General features: G+C 37.5%; 12 protein-coding genes and 1 CRISPR repeat array (1 of these 13 only partly in view). All 12 genes read left to right on the top strand.

Annotation, left to right across the window (positions count from 1 at the left end; all coding sequences use genetic code 11):
* The first annotated feature begins 4 nt into the window (after positions 1–4).
* Positions 5–1,243: a lactate dehydrogenase subunit LctC gene (gene lctC, locus FZC40_RS12055; RefSeq protein ID WP_148604662.1), complete on the top strand. Its 1,239-nt coding sequence runs from the start codon at positions 5–7 to the stop codon at positions 1,241–1,243.
* Position 1,244: 1 nt separating this feature from the next.
* Positions 1,245–2,645, top strand: coding sequence for a lactate dehydrogenase subunit LctD (gene lctD, locus FZC40_RS12050; RefSeq protein ID WP_148604660.1), 1,401 nt, complete (start codon positions 1,245–1,247; stop codon positions 2,643–2,645).
* 7 nt (positions 2,646–2,652) lie between these two features.
* On the top strand, positions 2,653–4,194 hold the full coding sequence (locus FZC40_RS12045; RefSeq protein ID WP_148604658.1) for an L-lactate permease: 1,542 nt from the start codon (positions 2,653–2,655) through the stop codon (positions 4,192–4,194).
* 100 nt (positions 4,195–4,294) lie between these two features.
* The gene (gene larA, locus FZC40_RS12040; RefSeq protein WP_148604656.1) at positions 4,295–5,569 is read left to right on the top strand and encodes a nickel-dependent lactate racemase; all 1,275 of its coding nucleotides are present in this window, start codon (positions 4,295–4,297) and stop codon (positions 5,567–5,569) included.
* Positions 5,570–5,958: 389 nt separating this feature from the next.
* The gene (gene cas6, locus FZC40_RS12035; protein WP_148604654.1) at positions 5,959–6,651 is read left to right on the top strand and encodes a CRISPR-associated endoribonuclease Cas6; all 693 of its coding nucleotides are present in this window, start codon (positions 5,959–5,961) and stop codon (positions 6,649–6,651) included.
* Between the two features lie 11 nt (positions 6,652–6,662).
* Positions 6,663–8,417: a type I-B CRISPR-associated protein Cas8b/Csh1 gene (locus tag FZC40_RS12030; protein WP_148604652.1), complete on the top strand. Its 1,755-nt coding sequence runs from the start codon at positions 6,663–6,665 to the stop codon at positions 8,415–8,417.
* Positions 8,407–9,354: a type I CRISPR-associated protein Cas7 gene (locus tag FZC40_RS12025; protein WP_148604650.1), complete on the top strand. Its 948-nt coding sequence runs from the start codon at positions 8,407–8,409 to the stop codon at positions 9,352–9,354. The genes FZC40_RS12030 and FZC40_RS12025 overlap by 11 nt, the downstream gene beginning before the upstream one ends.
* A 2-nt stretch (positions 9,355–9,356) precedes the next feature.
* The gene (gene cas5b / locus FZC40_RS12020) at positions 9,357–10,112 is read left to right on the top strand and encodes a type I-B CRISPR-associated protein Cas5b (RefSeq protein ID WP_148604648.1); all 756 of its coding nucleotides are present in this window, start codon (positions 9,357–9,359) and stop codon (positions 10,110–10,112) included.
* Positions 10,113–10,120: 8 nt separating this feature from the next.
* Positions 10,121–12,736 (top strand): CRISPR-associated helicase Cas3', encoded by a 2,616-nt coding sequence (gene cas3 / locus FZC40_RS12015; protein ID WP_148604645.1) that lies wholly within the window; start codon positions 10,121–10,123, stop codon positions 12,734–12,736.
* Between the two features lie 11 nt (positions 12,737–12,747).
* Positions 12,748–13,242: a CRISPR-associated protein Cas4 gene (locus tag FZC40_RS12010; protein WP_148604643.1), complete on the top strand. Its 495-nt coding sequence runs from the start codon at positions 12,748–12,750 to the stop codon at positions 13,240–13,242.
* A 12-nt stretch (positions 13,243–13,254) separates the two neighbouring features.
* On the top strand, positions 13,255–14,253 hold the full coding sequence (gene cas1b / locus FZC40_RS12005) for a type I-B CRISPR-associated endonuclease Cas1b (RefSeq protein WP_148604641.1): 999 nt from the start codon (positions 13,255–13,257) through the stop codon (positions 14,251–14,253).
* Between the two features lie 3 nt (positions 14,254–14,256).
* The gene (gene cas2 / locus FZC40_RS12000) at positions 14,257–14,541 is read left to right on the top strand and encodes a CRISPR-associated endonuclease Cas2 (RefSeq protein ID WP_148604639.1); all 285 of its coding nucleotides are present in this window, start codon (positions 14,257–14,259) and stop codon (positions 14,539–14,541) included.
* A gap of 176 nt (positions 14,542–14,717) precedes the next feature.
* Positions 14,718–17,460: a CRISPR direct-repeat array (repeat unit 30 nt; unit sequence GCCGAACCATAACATAGGATGTTTTTAAAT); it runs 2,800 nt beyond the window's last position.

Raw genomic sequence — 17,460 nt, 5'->3', positions numbered from 1 at the left:
AATCATGGCAGGAATAAAAATAATTAAAGAAAACGCAGGTCGAGAGATCTATGAAGCACTGACAGAGATTTGTCCTTTCGGAGCCTTCAGTTATGAAAATGATAAACTTGAAGTGACGGCCGCCTGTAAGATGTGCAAAATGTGTTTGAAAAAAGGACCGGAAGGCATTCTCATTCTTGAAGAGGACGAGAAAGTCGCCATTGACAAGGATTTATACCGGGGAATTACGGTCTATGTGGATCATATCGAAGGAAAGGTTCACCCCGTCACATTAGAACTGATTGGAAAAGCCCGAGAACTCGCAAAGGTTACTAATCATCCGGTTTATGCTTTGTTAATGGGAACCAATATTAAGAAGCCGGCAGAGGAACTTTTGAATTACGGCGTCGATAAGGTTTTTGTGTATGATGAACCGGAATTAAAGCATTTTGTAATCGAACCCTATGCTAATGCATTTGAAGATTTTATTGAAAAAATAAAACCATCTTCCATCTTGGTGGGCGCAACCAATGTCGGCCGTTCGCTGGCTCCGCGAGTAGCAGCCCGCTACCGCACCGGCCTGACTGCTGATTGTACGATTTTAGAAATGAAAGAAAATACCGATTTGGTACAGATCCGTCCGGCTTTTGGCGGAAATATTATGGCCCAAATTGTTACCGAAAATAATCGTCCCCAGTTTTGCACTGTTCGCTATAAAGTGTTTAACGCGCCTGAATTTGTGAAAGATCCTTGGGGAACCATTGAAATAATGGAAATCGAAAAAGAAAAACTGATTTCATCCATTGAAGTCCTGGAAGTGATCAAAAAAGAAAAAGGACTGGATATTTCTGAGGCTGATACCATTGTGGCTGTCGGCCGAGGGGTAAAAAGCGAAAAAGATTTGGACATGATTAATGAATTTGCTGAAAAAATTGGCGCTGTCGTGGCCTGTACCAGACCCGGAATTGAAGCCGGCTGGTTTGACGCAAAGCTTCAAATTGGGCTTAGCGGCCGAACGGTAAAACCAAAGCTGATTATTGCCCTTGGTATTTCCGGGGCAGTACAGTTTGCTGCCGGGATGCAAAATTCCGAATACATCATTGCCATTAACAATGATCCCAAGGCACCCATTTTTAATGTTGCCCACTGTGGGATGGTCGGTGATCTGTATGAGATACTGCCGGAACTGTTAAAAATGATCGAAGCATCGGAAACAATAAAAGAGCAGGAAATAACCGAGCCTGAAGAAAGGATGGCAGTATAAGATGGATTATAAAAAAGTCACAGCCGCGGATATCGTTTTTTTAAAGGAACTGATTCCGGCTGAACGCATTTTTGTTGGCGCAGAAATTGGCGAAGATTTCAGCCATGATGAGTTGGCAACCATTCATTCTTATCCAGAAGTTTTGATTAAGGTGAAATCGACGGAAGAGATTTCAAAAATCATGAAATTCTCCTATGATCATAATATTCCAGTGGTCGTGCGGGGTTCCGGTACGGGTTTGGTGGGCGCTTGCGTTCCTTTATTCGGCGGAATCATGCTGGAAACCACCCTGATGAACAATATTCTCGAGCTGGATACGGAAAATCTGACGGTAACGGTCGAACCAGGGGTACTCCTGATGGAACTGTCAAAATTTGTGGAAGAAAGTGATCTTTTCTACCCACCGGATCCCGGCGAAAAATCGGCGACGATAGCCGGAAACATCAGTACGAATGCCGGCGGGATGCGGGCCGTAAAATATGGGGTCACCCGGGACTATGTCCGCGGGCTGACGGTGGTACTTTCCAACGGCGAAATTATTGAGTTGGGTGGAAAAATTGTTAAGAACAGCTCGGGCTACAGCTTGAAAGATTTGGTTATTGGTTCCGAAGGAACACTATGTGTCATCACCGAAGCCATACTGAAGCTTTTACCGTTGCCTAAAAAGACCCTGAGCTTATTGATTCCCTTTGACAATATTGGGGCCGCTGCCGGAATTGTGCCAAAGATCATCAAATCCAAAGCGATTCCCACAGCGATTGAATTTATGGAACGGCAAACGATTTTATTTGCTGAAGAATTCCTGGGCAAAAAATTCCCGGATTCCAGCAGCAACGCCTATATCCTCCTAACTTTTGATGGCAATACAAAAGAACAGGTAGAAGCCGAGTATGAAGTGGTGGCTAATCTCTGCTTGGCAGAAGGTGCCAAGGATGTCTTTATTGTCGATACCGATGAACGGAAAGATTCCGTTTGGTCGGCCCGGGGCGCTTTTTTAGAAGCAATCAAGGCGTCTACTACTGAAATGGATGAATGTGATGTGGTGGTGCCAAGAAATCGAATCGCTGAATTTATTGAATTCACCCATGACTTAGCAAAAGAAATGGATCTGCGGATTCCGAGTTTTGGACATGCCGGAGATGGAAATCTTCATATCTATGTATGTCGGGACAAACTGGGCCAGGAAGAATGGAATGCAAAACTTGACGAAGCGATGGGTCGCATGTATGCAAAAGCACTCACATTCCATGGCTTGGTTTCCGGAGAACACGGCATCGGCTATGCCAAACGGCAGTATCTTCTAAACGACTTTGGAACTGAACATCTGGCTTTAATGGCCGGAATCAAACAAACCTTTGATCCTAAAAACCTACTCAATCCTAAAAAAGTATGTCAGATGTAGGTGGAGTATGAATGATATTGTACTTTTCTGCATCGCATTAATTCCGGTATTATGGCTGATTGTTTCGCTGGGGATCTTAAAGATCCCCGGACACAAAGCCTGTCCCATTGCTTTGGTCATTACCATTGTATTAAGTTTGTTGGTATGGAAAATGCCGGTGGCGGATAGTCTTACCGCGGCGTTGGAAGGCGGCGCAATGGCCATCTGGCCGATCATGCTGATCATTGTCGCGGCTGTTTTCACTTATAATCTGGTCACACATACTGGCGGAATGGAAACGATTAAAAAAATGATGACCACTGTTTCCACTGATCAACGGATATTGGTATTGATTATTGCCTGGGGCTTTGGCGGATTTTTAGAAGCCATTGCTGGGTTTGGAACAGCCGTAGCCATTCCGGCCAGCATTCTGGCAGCACTTGGGTTTAACCCAGTGTTTGCCGCAATTATTTGTTTGATTGCCAACACGACCCCAACCGCTTTTGGGGCGATCGGTTTACCGGTGAGTACGCTGGCGCAGGTAACCGGACTTAATGTAAACGATCTTTCCTTCACCATTGCGATTCAGCTTTTTATTATGATTGTCGTGGTGCCGTTTGTTCTGGTTATGTTCACGGGCAAAGGAATTAAAGGACTTAAAGGTGTTTTCTGGATCACCCTTTTTTCCGGCATCTCTTTTGCATTACCGCAAATATTTGTGGCAAAGTTTTTAGGGGCCGAGTTACCGGCAATTGTGGGATCTGTCTTATGCATGGCGGTAACCATATTTATTGCCAAGGTCTTTTATAAAGATACCGCAGCAAAGGATCAGGAGAAAATTGATCTAAAAACGGCGGTGATGGCGTGGCTGCCATTCATATTGGTGTTTGTGATCATTATTCTTTGTTCCTCATTATTTCCGGCGATTAATGGTGCTTTGTCACAGGTTAAAACATCAGTGCAGATCTACACCGGCCCACATGGAAAACCTTTTACATTCCTTTGGCTGGCAACGCCCGGAACCCTGATTATTTTTGCCACCTACCTGGCGGGTCTGATCCAGGGCGTGAAATTTGGGGTAATCAGTAAAATTCTCGGAAACACCGTTAAGCAGATGCTTAAATCGGCGATAACCATTATATCAATTGTCGCATTGGCCAAAGTGATGGGTTATAGTGGCATGATTGGTATCATCGCAACTATTTTAGTCTTGCTAACGGGAAGTTACTATCCCTTGATTTCGCCGTTTATCGGAGCGATGGGGACTTTTGTAACCGGCAGTGATACATCAGCCAACGTTCTTTTTGGCGGGCTTCAGGTGGAGGCGGCCAAGGCCATCGGGATTAGTCCCTATTGGTTGGCAGCAGCTAATACAGCCGGCGCCACCGCTGGGAAGATGATTTCACCGCAAAGCATTGCCGTGGCAACGGCGGCGACTGGAATTATTGGCAGCGAGGGAAAAATATTACAGACCACCCTTAAAGTTTGTCTGGCTTATGTTGTTGTGATTGGGTTGGTTGTCTATTTTGGAGCACCGCTCATCGAAGGCCTTTTGAGTACCTTCGGTTAGAATTTTAATTAAAAAAATATGAATTATTTCAATGAAATAAAGGGCATTAGGGGAGAACGCTTTCCTCTGATGTCTTTCTTTTAAAAGAAAGAAGGAAAAAATGATGAAAATAAGTTTGCCTTATGGAAAAGAAAAGCTAACTGCAGATTTAGACGAGTCCATCTTAAATGGCGTTCTGGTATCACAAATTGAGAATTATGATCCGCAAAAATCACAAATTGAATTAGTCAAAGAAGCTTTGTTAAATCCGGTCGATTCCCCAGGACTCAGAGAACTAGCCAAAGGAAAGAAGAAAGTCGTGATTATTGCCAGTGATCATACCCGACCAGTCCCCAGCAAGATCATTATGCCATTGATGCTGGCGGAAATTCGCGAGGGCAATTCCGATGCCGAAATTACCATCCTCATTGCCACCGGCTTTCATCGATTAACTACCAAAGAAGAAATGATTCAGAAATTTGGATCGGCAATTGTTGAAAAAGAAAAAATTGTGGTTCATGATTCTGGTGCTGTCGACAGCCTGGTAAAGATCGGGATTTTACCGTCAGGCGGCGAGCTGATCATTAATCAGTTAGCCGAAGAAGCTGATTTGCTTGTTTCTGAAGGCTTCATCGAACCGCATTTTTTTGCTGGGTTTTCCGGAGGCAGAAAAAGTGTGCTGCCGGGAATCGCCAGCCGGGTCACCGTGCTAGCCAATCACTGCGGGGAATTTATCGCTCATCCCAAGGCCCGAACCGGATGCATTGAGGGAAACCCGCTTCATACCGACATGCTTTATGCCGCAAGAGCCGCCAAGCTGGCTTTTGTCGTTAATGTGGTCATTAATTCTGAAAAAAAAGTGATCCAGGCGGTGGCCGGTGATTGCGGCAGCGCCCATGCAAAGGGGTGTGAGTTTTTAAAAAGTCTCTGCAGAGTTAAGGCAATCCCCAGCGATATTGTCATCACCTCCAACGGCGGCTATCCTCTGGACCAAAACATCTACCAGGCTGTTAAAGGGATGACGGCGGCGGAAGCAGCCGTGAAGCCGGGGGGCGTTATTATTATGCTGGCAAAGTCAAATGATGGCCATGGGGGCGAGTCTTTTTTCAACACCTTTAAAGATGAGAAAAATATTGAGGCAATGTCAGAACGCTTTGAAAAAACACCAAGAAATGAAACCATTCCCGATCAGTGGGAAGCTCAGATTCTGGCACGAATTCTGTTAAAAGCGAAAGTCATCTATATTTCTGCGGCACCGGAAGCAATGATCCGCGAGTTTCAGATGACACCAGCAAAAGATTTAGCAGAAGCATTGTCAATCGCCCGAGAATACCTGAATAATGATCAGGCAAGAATAACGGTTATTCCGGATGGGGTAGCGGTGATTGTTGAATAAAGAGAAATTACTAAAGTGCAGTTATATTCTGGCTGTTTTAGATAGTGGATATAACTGAGAACATCTGTAGACAGTTTGCGGAAATGAATTTAGCGTTTTAATTGGTTTCATAAGCCTTATTAAACCAACAGTAAATACAAATATCCAAACTATATGCCCTGTAACTTCTATTTGAAAATATTCAATAAGGATTACAGGGATTTTTGTATTAATAAGTTTTCATCGTTTCATAAAAATGATTTATTAACGATCACATTTCATTCTGATAAATTTCAAAAATCAAATAATGAGCATTTGATTTTATTGCATTATTGTAGAATAATTTTGTTGAATTATTTTGACATTTCAAATATTGAGGTGTATTCTTTTAAAATGAGGAGGTATTCACAATGAAAATATTTTCATATTCAGTAAAAGTTTATGTATTAAAAGACATTCATTACACTGCCTTAATGCAAAAACTTTGTGATTTAATCGATTCCTGTTTTGATGATAATCCTGACCGATTAAATTGGCATTCAGCAAACCAATTCAAAAATTATTCATTTTCTGGTTTAACACCGTTGGAGAAAAACAAAAACTATTGTGAAGGTAAGATTTATTCTTTTTCACTGAGAACAACAGATGAAAAATTAGGTTTGTTTTTTAACAATAGACTTGAAAACGCTTACTCATCAAATTTAAAAGTTTTGACCATTGAATCCAAAGTATTACCTCATGTACAACTCTCCAAAATTTACTCAATCACTCCTGTAGTCCTAAAAACCGAAGGCGGCTATTGGCGAACTGCATTAACTTTTGAGGATTTTGAACGTCGATTGAAAGAAAATCTGATTAAAAAATACAATGCTATGTCTCATACAAAAATGAATGAAAATTTTCAGCTGTTTAATCATATTAAATTTGATAATCAAAAACCAATTTCGACTGCTTATAAAGACATTAATCTTTTAGGTGATAAGTTGACTTTAATGCTGGAGAATAACCCGTCAGCCCAGGAACTTGCTTATGTCGCAATAGGAAGTGGCATTGGCGAAATGGGTTCCCGAGGTTTTGGTTTCTGCAATTATAAATTCATCTAGGAGGTGATGCTATGCTGAAAGATTGTATTGATATCTTTGAAAAAAAGTATAATCAAGCTGGTGATGCTCTAATTACCGATAATTATACCCTTGATCCGGGAACTTATATTTTAGTCGATAAACAAGGTCAGATTGTAGATCAGAAAAACGTAGAGAAGAATATGGATAATGCCATTGGTTTGGATGAATTCATCCAACGGGATTATTTATCTAAATTGATAAGTATGAACAAACCCATTGACAACAAAAAGGTCATCCACAGTAATAATTATTTGAGCTTTTGGATTAAAAAAGAGAGCATCAAACCTGACACCCAAGGTCAAACCAAATTATCGTTTGAAATCATAGAAAACTACTATAACATTTTGAAAAATCCTCGATTGAAATATAAAGGAAAAAGTCTTGAACTTTATGAAGATTTTGAAACATTCAAAAAAGAACCGAATTCCAACAATCTTGATTTTTGCGAATCATGGATAAAAGAAAATATTTTTGAATTAATGGAAAATCAATGCATCAAAGCGGATAAAAGTTATCTTAAGATATTTTTTCAGTACGAGACTGATGTGTATCTCAAAGAAAGTCAGAGATATATACTCCCAAATATTTACAATACGACTGATTATAACATTGTAATGAATAGCCAGATTTTTGGTCTTCCCAATAATAATATGGGGATGAATGCCAAAAAACCTTATCTGGAAAATAAGGGGCGAATAAAGAGTAAAATTCCATATTTAATTTCAACGGAGAATGTCTATCTGCAAAAAAAATTCTTTGACTACCTTTTTAACTACGCCAATCAGGGAAAAACAAATATCTACTTTAGTACCGATGACAACGATCCAGAACAGATTTACACATACAAAAACAGTCACTGTCATGTGAAAAAACTAAATGGATATTTTTTGCGTATTCAGAAGGGGATGGAATTAGAAATCCAGGATTATGATCTGATAACCGGTTATTCCCCTGATATAGAACCTTTTACATTGCGGCAGGTTATTCCGATTCCTAAGAATTCAAATTCAGATCTGGTCTATAGTGATTATATCAAACGTGAAGAAATTCAAAAAATGATCAATGATGTTTTTTTTAAAAAGGTTCTGATCAAAAATTATTTTATCGATGCCAATGAAATTAAACTCAATGATTTTCGGGTCAAAGAAGAACTGTTACGTTGCCGAAGCGGCTTTTTTTCATGGTTCTACAAGGGTGATTCCAGGGTTATCAAAAACATATTCCCAAAGAGTTCGCTAGAAATTGTGAAGAATTCAATCGGAAATAATTTCTTTTACAAAGCGATTGAACAATTTAATGTCCGCGATGCATTTATCACATATTTTGAAGGAGGAAAAAGTATGGCAGATCAATTAATTCCTATTAGAGAAGGACTAAGAATAAAGATCAACACCGAAGGCGAACATTCCATTGAAAATGATTTAGAGTATTACTATGCAGTGGGGCAACTCTCAAATTATTACGTGTCGAAAAATAAAACATCCAAATTGAATCACTCTCTAGTTAATCCGATTTTGAATTGCAAAACAGATTTAAAACTGAAAGATTTACTAAAACGATTTTTTATTAAATACAATTATGATATTAAACCCGGTCGGAGATTTGGAAATATTCAAAGTATGATTTTTTCTTATATTCCTGATGGGTCAATTAATGATACCGTATTAATTGCGGGCTATCTAAGCCCTAATTTGCTTTACGAATCAAATAAGGAAAAACAGGAGGACAAAAGTAATGTTAAATAGTCGAATTTATGGTGTGCTGGGAATAAAATCCTTGATGTCCAATTGGAATGCTGACTTTACCGGTTTTCCTAAATCAATTTCAACAGGGGAAGTTTTTGGCAGCGACAAGGCGTTAAAATATCCAATGAAGCGCATGTGGGAAGAACAAAAAGAAAAAGTGATTTACCTCAAATCTTTTAAAACCGAAGAAGTAAAGAAAAAGGGGGAACCGGATGCCATTAAAGTAAGACCCAAATCATTGAAAGAACGATATGAAGAAATTTTTGATGTTAAAAATTTAAAAGACGAACGGGATAGCAAGAAAGTCCTGAAAAATCTTTTTACAGCGATTGACATTAAAAATTTTGGGGCGACTTTTGCTGAAGAAGGAAATAATCTTTCCATTACCGGCGCCGTACAGATTACCCAGGGTTTTAATAAATACGAAGGTCATAATGTCGAAGAACAGCAGATTTTATCACCTTTCAGGGATAGTACAAAGGATGACGCCGAGCAATCCACTCTAGGTACAAAAATTGTCAGCAACGAAGCTCATTACTTCTATGGCTTTGCGATCAATCCAACGGTATACCATAACTTTATTGAAATGGGTGTCACCGAGGGTTATACCCAGGAAGATTATGAAAAATTCAAATCGGCTTCTTTGATTGCCGCCACCGCCTATAATACCAATGCAAAGGTAGGGTGTGAAAATGAATTTGGGCTGTTTGTAGAAACGGAGCCAGAGCTTTACTTTCCGGATCTGGCCCAATATATTACGTATGAAAAAGATGCTGGTGAAAAAGGTGTGATCAATTTAGGTATGGCTGATTTGTTTAATGACTTTGGCAGCCGCATCCAGACCATTGAAATTTATTACAATCCTTATACGACGATTCTAAAAGGAGAATTAAACAAAGCAAATATTTTTAATATCTTTACCAAAGAAGAGGTTTAATCATGGAAACACTCACGTTTAAGCTCAGTGGTAACACCGCCTTTTTCAAGCAGCCTGATGTTAACACCTATCTGTATTATACTTACGGTAACATACACAAAATTGCATTATTAGGACTATTTGGAAGCATTCTAGGCTTAAATGGATACAACCAACAGAAAAAAAACGAGGATTATCCGGAATTCTATCAAAAATTAAAGACTCTCAAAATCGCGATTTGTCCTTTAAATGACCAGGGTTACATACCTAAAAAAGTACAAGTCTTTAATAATTCTGTCGGTTATTATAATAAAGATAAACAAGATAAGCCTTGTAATCTCATTGTTAAGGAACAGTGGCTGGAAAAACCAGTCTGGCAAATATATCTGCTTCTTGACGGCTTGAATGAATCATTATTGCTTCAATCATTAAAAAAGAGAATGGTTGAAAAACGTTTTGTTTATCTACCGTATCTTGGCAAGAATGATCATTATGCCAATATCGAAGCAATTGCCGTTCATCCAATTATAAGGACAATGACGGAAACACCAATTATTATTGATAGCTTTTTCCCAAAAAAAACGGGGGAATTGATCCCCAAAAGAGGATTGGGAAAAAAAGAACCGGACTTTAAATATGAAGAGCGATTGCCGATTGCATTGGAATCCGTTTGTAACCAATACGTAACCGAATCATTGATTTTTACCAACATCCCCGTGAAATTGAATCAAGATTTCCCAGTTTATGAAGTAAATGGAAAAAACCTGATGTACTTATAGGAGCTGCCATGATTTTTGATCACATACCATTATTTGACTTCAATCATTACTTTGATACCAGCAAACCATTTTATGCTCATCTCAAAACAAATGAGGATACCTTGAACTATGAAACATTAGAGGCACATCTGGGCCTCACGCTTGACTATTTAGAAAAACTCTGGGAAGCGAAAAAATTGGATAATGTTTTTGAAAATTTTGAACGCAGTCTCGTTGATAACCTCTCAGCTTCCGCAATTCTTTTATGGCGAGAGCTATTTTATAATGCTATTTATACCCACGATTTAGGAAAAACAAATCCTAATTTTCAAGTCCAAAAAATGTCAAATGAAAATCACGAAAAAACGATGTCAAACAATTCGAACCATTCCTTCTTTTCGGCGCTGATTTATTGTAATCACTATTTAGAGAAAATTATGAATTTTGATGGGGAAGATCAGGAACGCCTGTTTTTTTCTTTGGTTTTCAACAGTTTTATCATCAGTAAACATCACGGATATCTTGGTGGCTTTCAGGATTTTTTATCAAAACTTAGTTCAGAATTATTCAGTTCTGAAAATGAACATTGCGTTTATTATCGCGAGTTGTTCGGCCAAATCCCTCAAAGCAACACGGATATCGGTGATTATTTTGAGGTTGTCCTGCAGGACCTTAAAAACAAAGCCCTCTGGAAATCCATTTCATGGATTATTTATGGACGTTTTCTTTATGGCCTCCTGGTTTCCTGTGATTTTTATGCGACATCTGATTTTATGAATAAGCCGGTTGAGAATTTCGGTGTCATCGATGATATAAAAAAGTACCGTGCTGCGTTTAACAGTACACCAATATATGAAACTATTCAGCATTATCAGCAAAGCAAATTTGAAAAATGTGATGATCCCTTTATTGGAAATGAAATCAATCGATTAAGATGTGAGCTTTTTTTAGAAGCAGAAGAAGGGCTCACGCATAACTCAGAAGAATTGATATTCTTTTTAGAAGCACCCACCGGCAGCGGCAAGACAAACACTTCCATCAATCTTGCATTAAAACTGTTGGAGGCAGATTCAAGGCTTAGTAAAATCACCTATGTGTTTCCCTTTAATACCCTCGTAGAGCAAACCAGAGAGAGTTTGGAAGCCGCATTTAATTACGATCGTTCAATTCTGGAAGGGATTACAGTCGTCAATGGAGTGACAGCTATTAAAAAGGTCAAAGCAAATAGTGACTTGGCCGAAGGCGAATGGGATATCAACGACAATAAGGATCGTGTCGATTACGAGCAGTCACTACTTGGTCGTCAGTTCTTACACTATCCGCTGATCTTAACTACTCATGTCAATTTCTTTAATACCCTATTTGGTACCAATCGGGAAGAAGTCTTTCCATTGGCTCATCTCGCAAACAGTGTGATCATACTTGACGAAATTCAAAGCTATCGAAATGATTTGTGGAAGGAAATTATTCTGTTTCTTCAGGACTATGCGAAACTATTAAATATGCGGATTATTATCATGTCTGCAACCCTGCCGGATTTGGGTAAATTAAGTTTGGAAACCACGCCTCGAATTCCAAGCTTGATTAAAGATTCGAGTGTTTTTTATCAACATCCATTATTTAAAAACCGTGTAAATCTCGATTTCTCATTGCTTGATTATGACAAAGAGTCAGTGCTCGAAAAGCTCCTGGAAAAAATAATCGCAACGAGTCTTGAGTTAGCAAATAATCCCGAATATTCAGGCTTTAAAAATAAATTGCTAGTAGAATTTATTTTTAAGACGACGACTCTGGAATTTTTCGAATTGCTTCAGAAAACAATGAATGAGAGAGGCATGGATAGACAGGTGTTGTGCATTACTGGGGATGATAATAAGGCGGAACGAAAGCGTATCATAGACAAAATAAAATCAGGAGAGAATCTTATTTTAGTGGCAACACAAGTTATTGAAGCCGGAGTCGATATTGATATGGATATGGGTTTCAAGGATGTATCGCTTTTCGATGCAGAAGAACAATTCTTGGGTCGAATTAATCGGTCCTGTAAGAAAAAAGGATCAAAAGTATTCTTTTTCAACTATAACAATGCAGATCGGCTTTATCCTAATGATTTTCGAAAGCAGGAAAAGCTTACAATTAAAAACGAAGAGATGCAAAAAATCTTAATTGCAAAAGATTTTTCGACCTATTATGATGTAGTTTTAAGTGAGATTAATACAGCAAAAGAGGCTAACAATGAGGCGAATATTGAAAAATTTGCCAGGGAAACGTTATGGAATTTTGACTATCCTGAAATTCAAAAACATATGCAACTCATTGATGAGAATAATCGGGAAGTGTCAGTGTTTATCTATCAGGTTCTTGAAGACTTTGACGGAAATATGATAGATGGTTATGAGCTTTGGTCTGACTACAAAACGCTACTGGAGGTTACAACATTAAACTATGCTGAAAAACGGGTGCGCCTCTCGGAATTTTCTGAAAAGATGTCCTATTTTATTTATCAAATTCCAAAATTTCAATTCGAGCACGAAGGACAAATCGGAGAGCTTTTTCTATGTAGACGAGATGATTCTTTTTTTCCGAATGGGAAATTCGATCGAAAGGCATTTGAAAAAGTTAAATCAGACAAACTTTTTCTATAAAGGAGGATTTTATGGGCGCGACAGGTACATTGATTAATTATTATTTCCACTGCAAACGCCAGTGTTGGCTGCATGGAAACCGGATCAATCTTGAAGATAATAGCGAGGACGTAAAAATAGGAAAGGCTTTACACGAAGTGAAAGCATCTGAAGGGCAGGAAACAGAAATTGCGGTTGAAAACATTAAGATTGATAAAATCACTAGGGATTATCTCGTAGAAATCAAAAAATCAGATACGGATTATGAGGCTGTTAAATGGCAAGTTCTTTTTTATTTGAATGTTTTGAAACAAAAAGGAATCGAGCGTCGAGGAAAAATAGAATTTATTGAAAAAAATAAAAGCGACCATAAAATATACTATGTTGATTTGGACGATGAAATTGCGGAAAATTTGAAATGCATTGAAAAAGATATGGTATATTTAATCGATCTTCCGACACCCCCACCCTATAAATTTGAAAAGAAATGTATAAAATGCGCCTATTACACCTATTGCTGTATTTAAAGGAGGTACTTTATGGGAAATACACGTTATTTAACATCAATGGGAGATTTAACCAGAAAAGATAATTCGCTTTGCTTTCGTGTTAATGGTAAAAACACCTATATCCCCGTTGAAGGGGTCCGAGAACTTTATTGTTTATCTGAAATAAGTTTAAACAGCAAATTACTGGATTTTCTATCTAAAAATAATATTATTATTCATTTTTTTAATTACTATGAGGGTTACAGTGGTACTTTTTATCCAAAAGAAACTCTTATCAGCGGTCGTCTGTTAGTTGCTCAAGTAAATGCTTCACAAAAAAATCGTATTGATATCGCCAAGAATATTGTCAGAGGGATCGCATGCAATATAGATGAACTGCTCTATCATTATTATAAGCACGATAAAAAAGAAGTAAAAACAACGATTGACTGGATTAGAAAGACATTGCCGGAAAATTTAGAAAAATCACATAATATTAAACAGGTTCTGCAAATTGAAGGTGAATTATGGCAGCGATTTTATGCTGATTTTAAATATTTTTTACCCGAAGATTTTATGATGCATAAGCGAGTAAAACGTCCGCCGGATAATCCCATTAATGCACTGATTTCTTTTGGGAATAGTTTGCTCTATTCCAAAACGATATCAGTTATTTATCAAACACATTTGGATCAGCGGATTAGTTTTCTTCACGAACCCTCAGAAGGACGTTTTTCCCTGAGTCTTGATTTGTGTGAGGTATTTAAGCCAGTTATCGTTTTTAAAACTATTTTTGATCTTGTTAATAATCGCAAACTTCAAGTGGATAAACATTTTGAAAAGAAATTAAACTATTGCATTCTTAATGAAGAGGGTAGAAAAATATTTGTTGCTGCATTTGAGGAACGCCTTGAGAGTATTTTTCAACATCCAAAACTCAAACGTAAAGTAAGCTATCGCACTGCGATTAAGTTGGATTGCTATAAACTCATTAAAGAAATTCTTGAAGGTCAGCAATTCATACCGTTTAATAATAAGGAAAAGCAATAAATTATGGGTAAATCACTTAATTATAACTATGCCTTTGTTTTTTATGATGTGAATGAAAAACGAGTCTACAAAGTTTTCAAAATCTGCAAAAAATATTTAATTCATTATCAGAAGTCGGTTTTCCGTGGTGCGATCACACCTTCAAAGCTAATACAACTCCGCCATGAACTAAAAAGTATTATCAAAATTGATGAAGATTTTGTATGCATCATTAAACTAATCAATGGAGATGTTTTTGAAGAAGAAACTTTAGGTAATAACCAATCTGCGGAAAATCTTTTTCTGTAATTTACTTACCAGGCGTTTTATAAAAAATCATCTTGAAATTCGCATATCAATGCGGATGATTGAACTTTATGATTCAATTCTTTTGATTTTGTAAAAAGGGTGGTAAAATATTATAGAATCCCCTATTATTGAGATTTATTAGACTAAAGCAAATTTAATTTTGCGATTTTACTATAGCCGAACCATAACATAGGATGTTTTTAAATACACTTTTTTCTGGTGCAATAAGTTGATTGAATCGGGCCGAACCATAACATAGGATGTTTTTAAATAATTTAATTCACGGTCGCTGTATGCCTATGACATGGCCGAACCATAACATAGGATGTTTTTAAATCGCTGACTGCCATGCCGGTTGTTAAAACCGTAATCAGCCGAACCATAACATAGGATGTTTTTAAATAAAGGTACTAATCAAGACGGATCGACCTATCTAGGCGCCGAACCATAACATAGGATGTTTTTAAATATAAATTCTCCTGTTGACTTATTTGTGTAATCACCGCCGAACCATAACATAGGATGTTTTTAAATAAATTTGAAATTGTACCCAACGTTGTAGCATCTGAAAGCCGAACCATAACATAGGATGTTTTTAAATATAGCTGATTTAATACCAGTTATACCACCAAGAATAGCCGAACCATAACATAGGATGTTTTTAAATTGTGATTGCCCTCCATGGAAGTATGGATTTGGTTGGCCGAACCATAACATAGGATGTTTTTAAATCCATCACCGGTGATATTTACTTGCATACGCTCGACGAGCCGAACCATAACATAGGATGTTTTTAAATAATTGTTCGCCGGTAACTAAATCTTTTTCCTCTGCGCCGAACCATAACATAGGATGTTTTTAAATGTTTGCTTAACAATTCCGCGAACTCTTCTGTTTCAAGCCGAACCATAACATAGGATGTTTTTAAATCCTAAACGCAGAGCAAAGAGAACAAATCGGGAATGAGCCGAACCATAACATAGGATGTTTTTAAATCGAAAAAGATTATACGTTGCAAGTGCCCTATGCCGCCGAACCATAACATAGGATGTTTTTAAATTTGTTTTTCTCCTTTCGTAAAACGCTATTTTTATAGCCGAACCATAACATAGGATGTTTTTAAATTTGATTATCTTATGTATGCAATCGTCTCTATATATCGCCGAACCATAACATAGGATGTTTTTAAATGTATCAAAACAATATGGGCTGAACATCAATTCTTTAGCCGAACCATAACATAGGATGTTTTTAAATTTTGAGAAATGACATAACCGGTATTGTCGTAAATTGCCGAACCATAACATAGGATGTTTTTAAATAGTCTTATTTAACTAGTAAAAATATTACTGATGTAGCCGAACCATAACATAGGATGTTTTTAAATGTAAATTCACAATTACAAAGTTGTTTTAATAAACAGCCGAACCATAACATAGGATGTTTTTAAATTTTGAAAACCATAAAAGTTCTCCTGGCTGAATTGTGCCGAACCATAACATAGGATGTTTTTAAATAAAATTGCATCATTGGCTATTGCAAATGGAAAAGCAGCCGAACCATAACATAGGATGTTTTTAAATACAATAAACGGTAATTTATCGGGAACACATTTTATTGCCGAACCATAACATAGGATGTTTTTAAATATGCTTTTTCGTTTAACCGGCATTTCTGCTCTAAGGCCGAACCATAACATAGGATGTTTTTAAATTACCCTAATTGTCAAGGTGTTCCGATTGCGTTTGGAGCCGAACCATAACATAGGATGTTTTTAAATACGTATTAGGTATCTTGTTTTGTTTCGCAAGAACTAGCCGAACCATAACATAGGATGTTTTTAAATAAAAGGCTCAAAATACCGGATAAAATGCAAGCGGGCCGAACCATAACATAGGATGTTTTTAAATTGTTACTATTACTCAAAATTTGGCACATGGTAGACGGGCCGAACCATAACATAGGATGTTTTTAAATACCATATAATCTAAATCATCAATTTCATCTTCATAGCCGAACCATAACATAGGATGTTTTTAAATATCTCTCTCTCTTTACACAAAGAGTACATTTGTTTGCCGAACCATAACATAGGATGTTTTTAAATTTGATGCCTGACCATTTGAAAGTACAAAAATAGATGCCGAACCATAACATAGGATGTTTTTAAATAGGTGTACCGATTGCGTTTGGATCGGAGGATGGAGGCCGAACCATAACATAGGATGTTTTTAAATTCCATTAAATCCATTTTCTTTGTTCTTCCAAACAACGCCGAACCATAACATAGGATGTTTTTAAATATGGAATGGAATGTTTAAAAAGCGTTCCATTCCCAACGCCGAACCATAACATAGGATGTTTTTAAATACATCTGAATAACAAACAGTTGGTACGAACGGTACAGCCGAACCATAACATAGGATGTTTTTAAATTGGAAAGCGAATAACGTCCCTAAATTATTGGATGAGCCGAACCATAACATAGGATGTTTTTAAATTCGTAAATTATTAATGTATTCATCTGATCAGGTAACCGCCGAACCATAACATAGGATGTTTTTAAATCAGAGGAAATAATTGAACTGACTGGAACGACATTGGCCGAACCATAACATAGGATGTTTTTAAATACAGCATCACTTACAATCGGAGCATTCAGGACGTTGGCCGAACCATAACATAGGATGTTTTTAAATGTCTTTTCTTGTTCACTCTCGAAGCCATTGTCAAACGCCGAACCATAACATAGGATGTTTTTAAATCAAGATGGTTAAACGTCCAGCCAATGCAACCGCTTATGCCGAACCATAACATAGGATGTTTTTAAATTCCTTTACAATAACAGCACCATAATGACGCTTCAGCCGAACCATAACATAGGATGTTTTTAAATAAGTCTTCATAATCAATTGTACA

It is taken from the genome of Acetobacterium tundrae (genome assembly GCF_008086615.1).
GTDB lineage: Bacteria > Bacillota > Clostridia > Eubacteriales > Eubacteriaceae > Acetobacterium > Acetobacterium tundrae.
This window is presented reverse-complemented; position numbering and strand designations above follow the sequence as displayed.

Excerpts from the sequence above, each read along its gene's own strand:
- cas2 (WP_148604639.1), top strand. The coding sequence starts at position 14,257 with ATGGGTAAATCACTTAATTATAACTATGCCTTTGTTTTTTATGATGTG.
- FZC40_RS12045 (WP_148604658.1), top strand. The coding sequence starts at position 2,653 with ATGAATGATATTGTACTTTTCTGCATCGCATTAATTCCGGTATTATGG.
- lctD (WP_148604660.1), top strand. The coding sequence starts at position 1,245 with ATGGATTATAAAAAAGTCACAGCCGCGGATATCGTTTTTTTAAAGGAA.
- FZC40_RS12030 (WP_148604652.1), top strand. The coding sequence starts at position 6,663 with ATGCTGAAAGATTGTATTGATATCTTTGAAAAAAAGTATAATCAAGCT.
- cas1b (WP_148604641.1), top strand. The coding sequence starts at position 13,255 with ATGGGAAATACACGTTATTTAACATCAATGGGAGATTTAACCAGAAAA.
- cas6 (WP_148604654.1), top strand. The coding sequence starts at position 5,959 with ATGAAAATATTTTCATATTCAGTAAAAGTTTATGTATTAAAAGACATT.
- FZC40_RS12025 (WP_148604650.1), top strand. The coding sequence starts at position 8,407 with ATGTTAAATAGTCGAATTTATGGTGTGCTGGGAATAAAATCCTTGATG.
- cas3 (WP_148604645.1), top strand. The coding sequence starts at position 10,121 with ATGATTTTTGATCACATACCATTATTTGACTTCAATCATTACTTTGAT.
- lctC (WP_148604662.1), top strand. The coding sequence starts at position 5 with ATGGCAGGAATAAAAATAATTAAAGAAAACGCAGGTCGAGAGATCTAT.
- cas5b (WP_148604648.1), top strand. The coding sequence starts at position 9,357 with ATGGAAACACTCACGTTTAAGCTCAGTGGTAACACCGCCTTTTTCAAG.
- larA (WP_148604656.1), top strand. The coding sequence starts at position 4,295 with ATGATGAAAATAAGTTTGCCTTATGGAAAAGAAAAGCTAACTGCAGAT.
- FZC40_RS12010 (WP_148604643.1), top strand. The coding sequence starts at position 12,748 with ATGGGCGCGACAGGTACATTGATTAATTATTATTTCCACTGCAAACGC.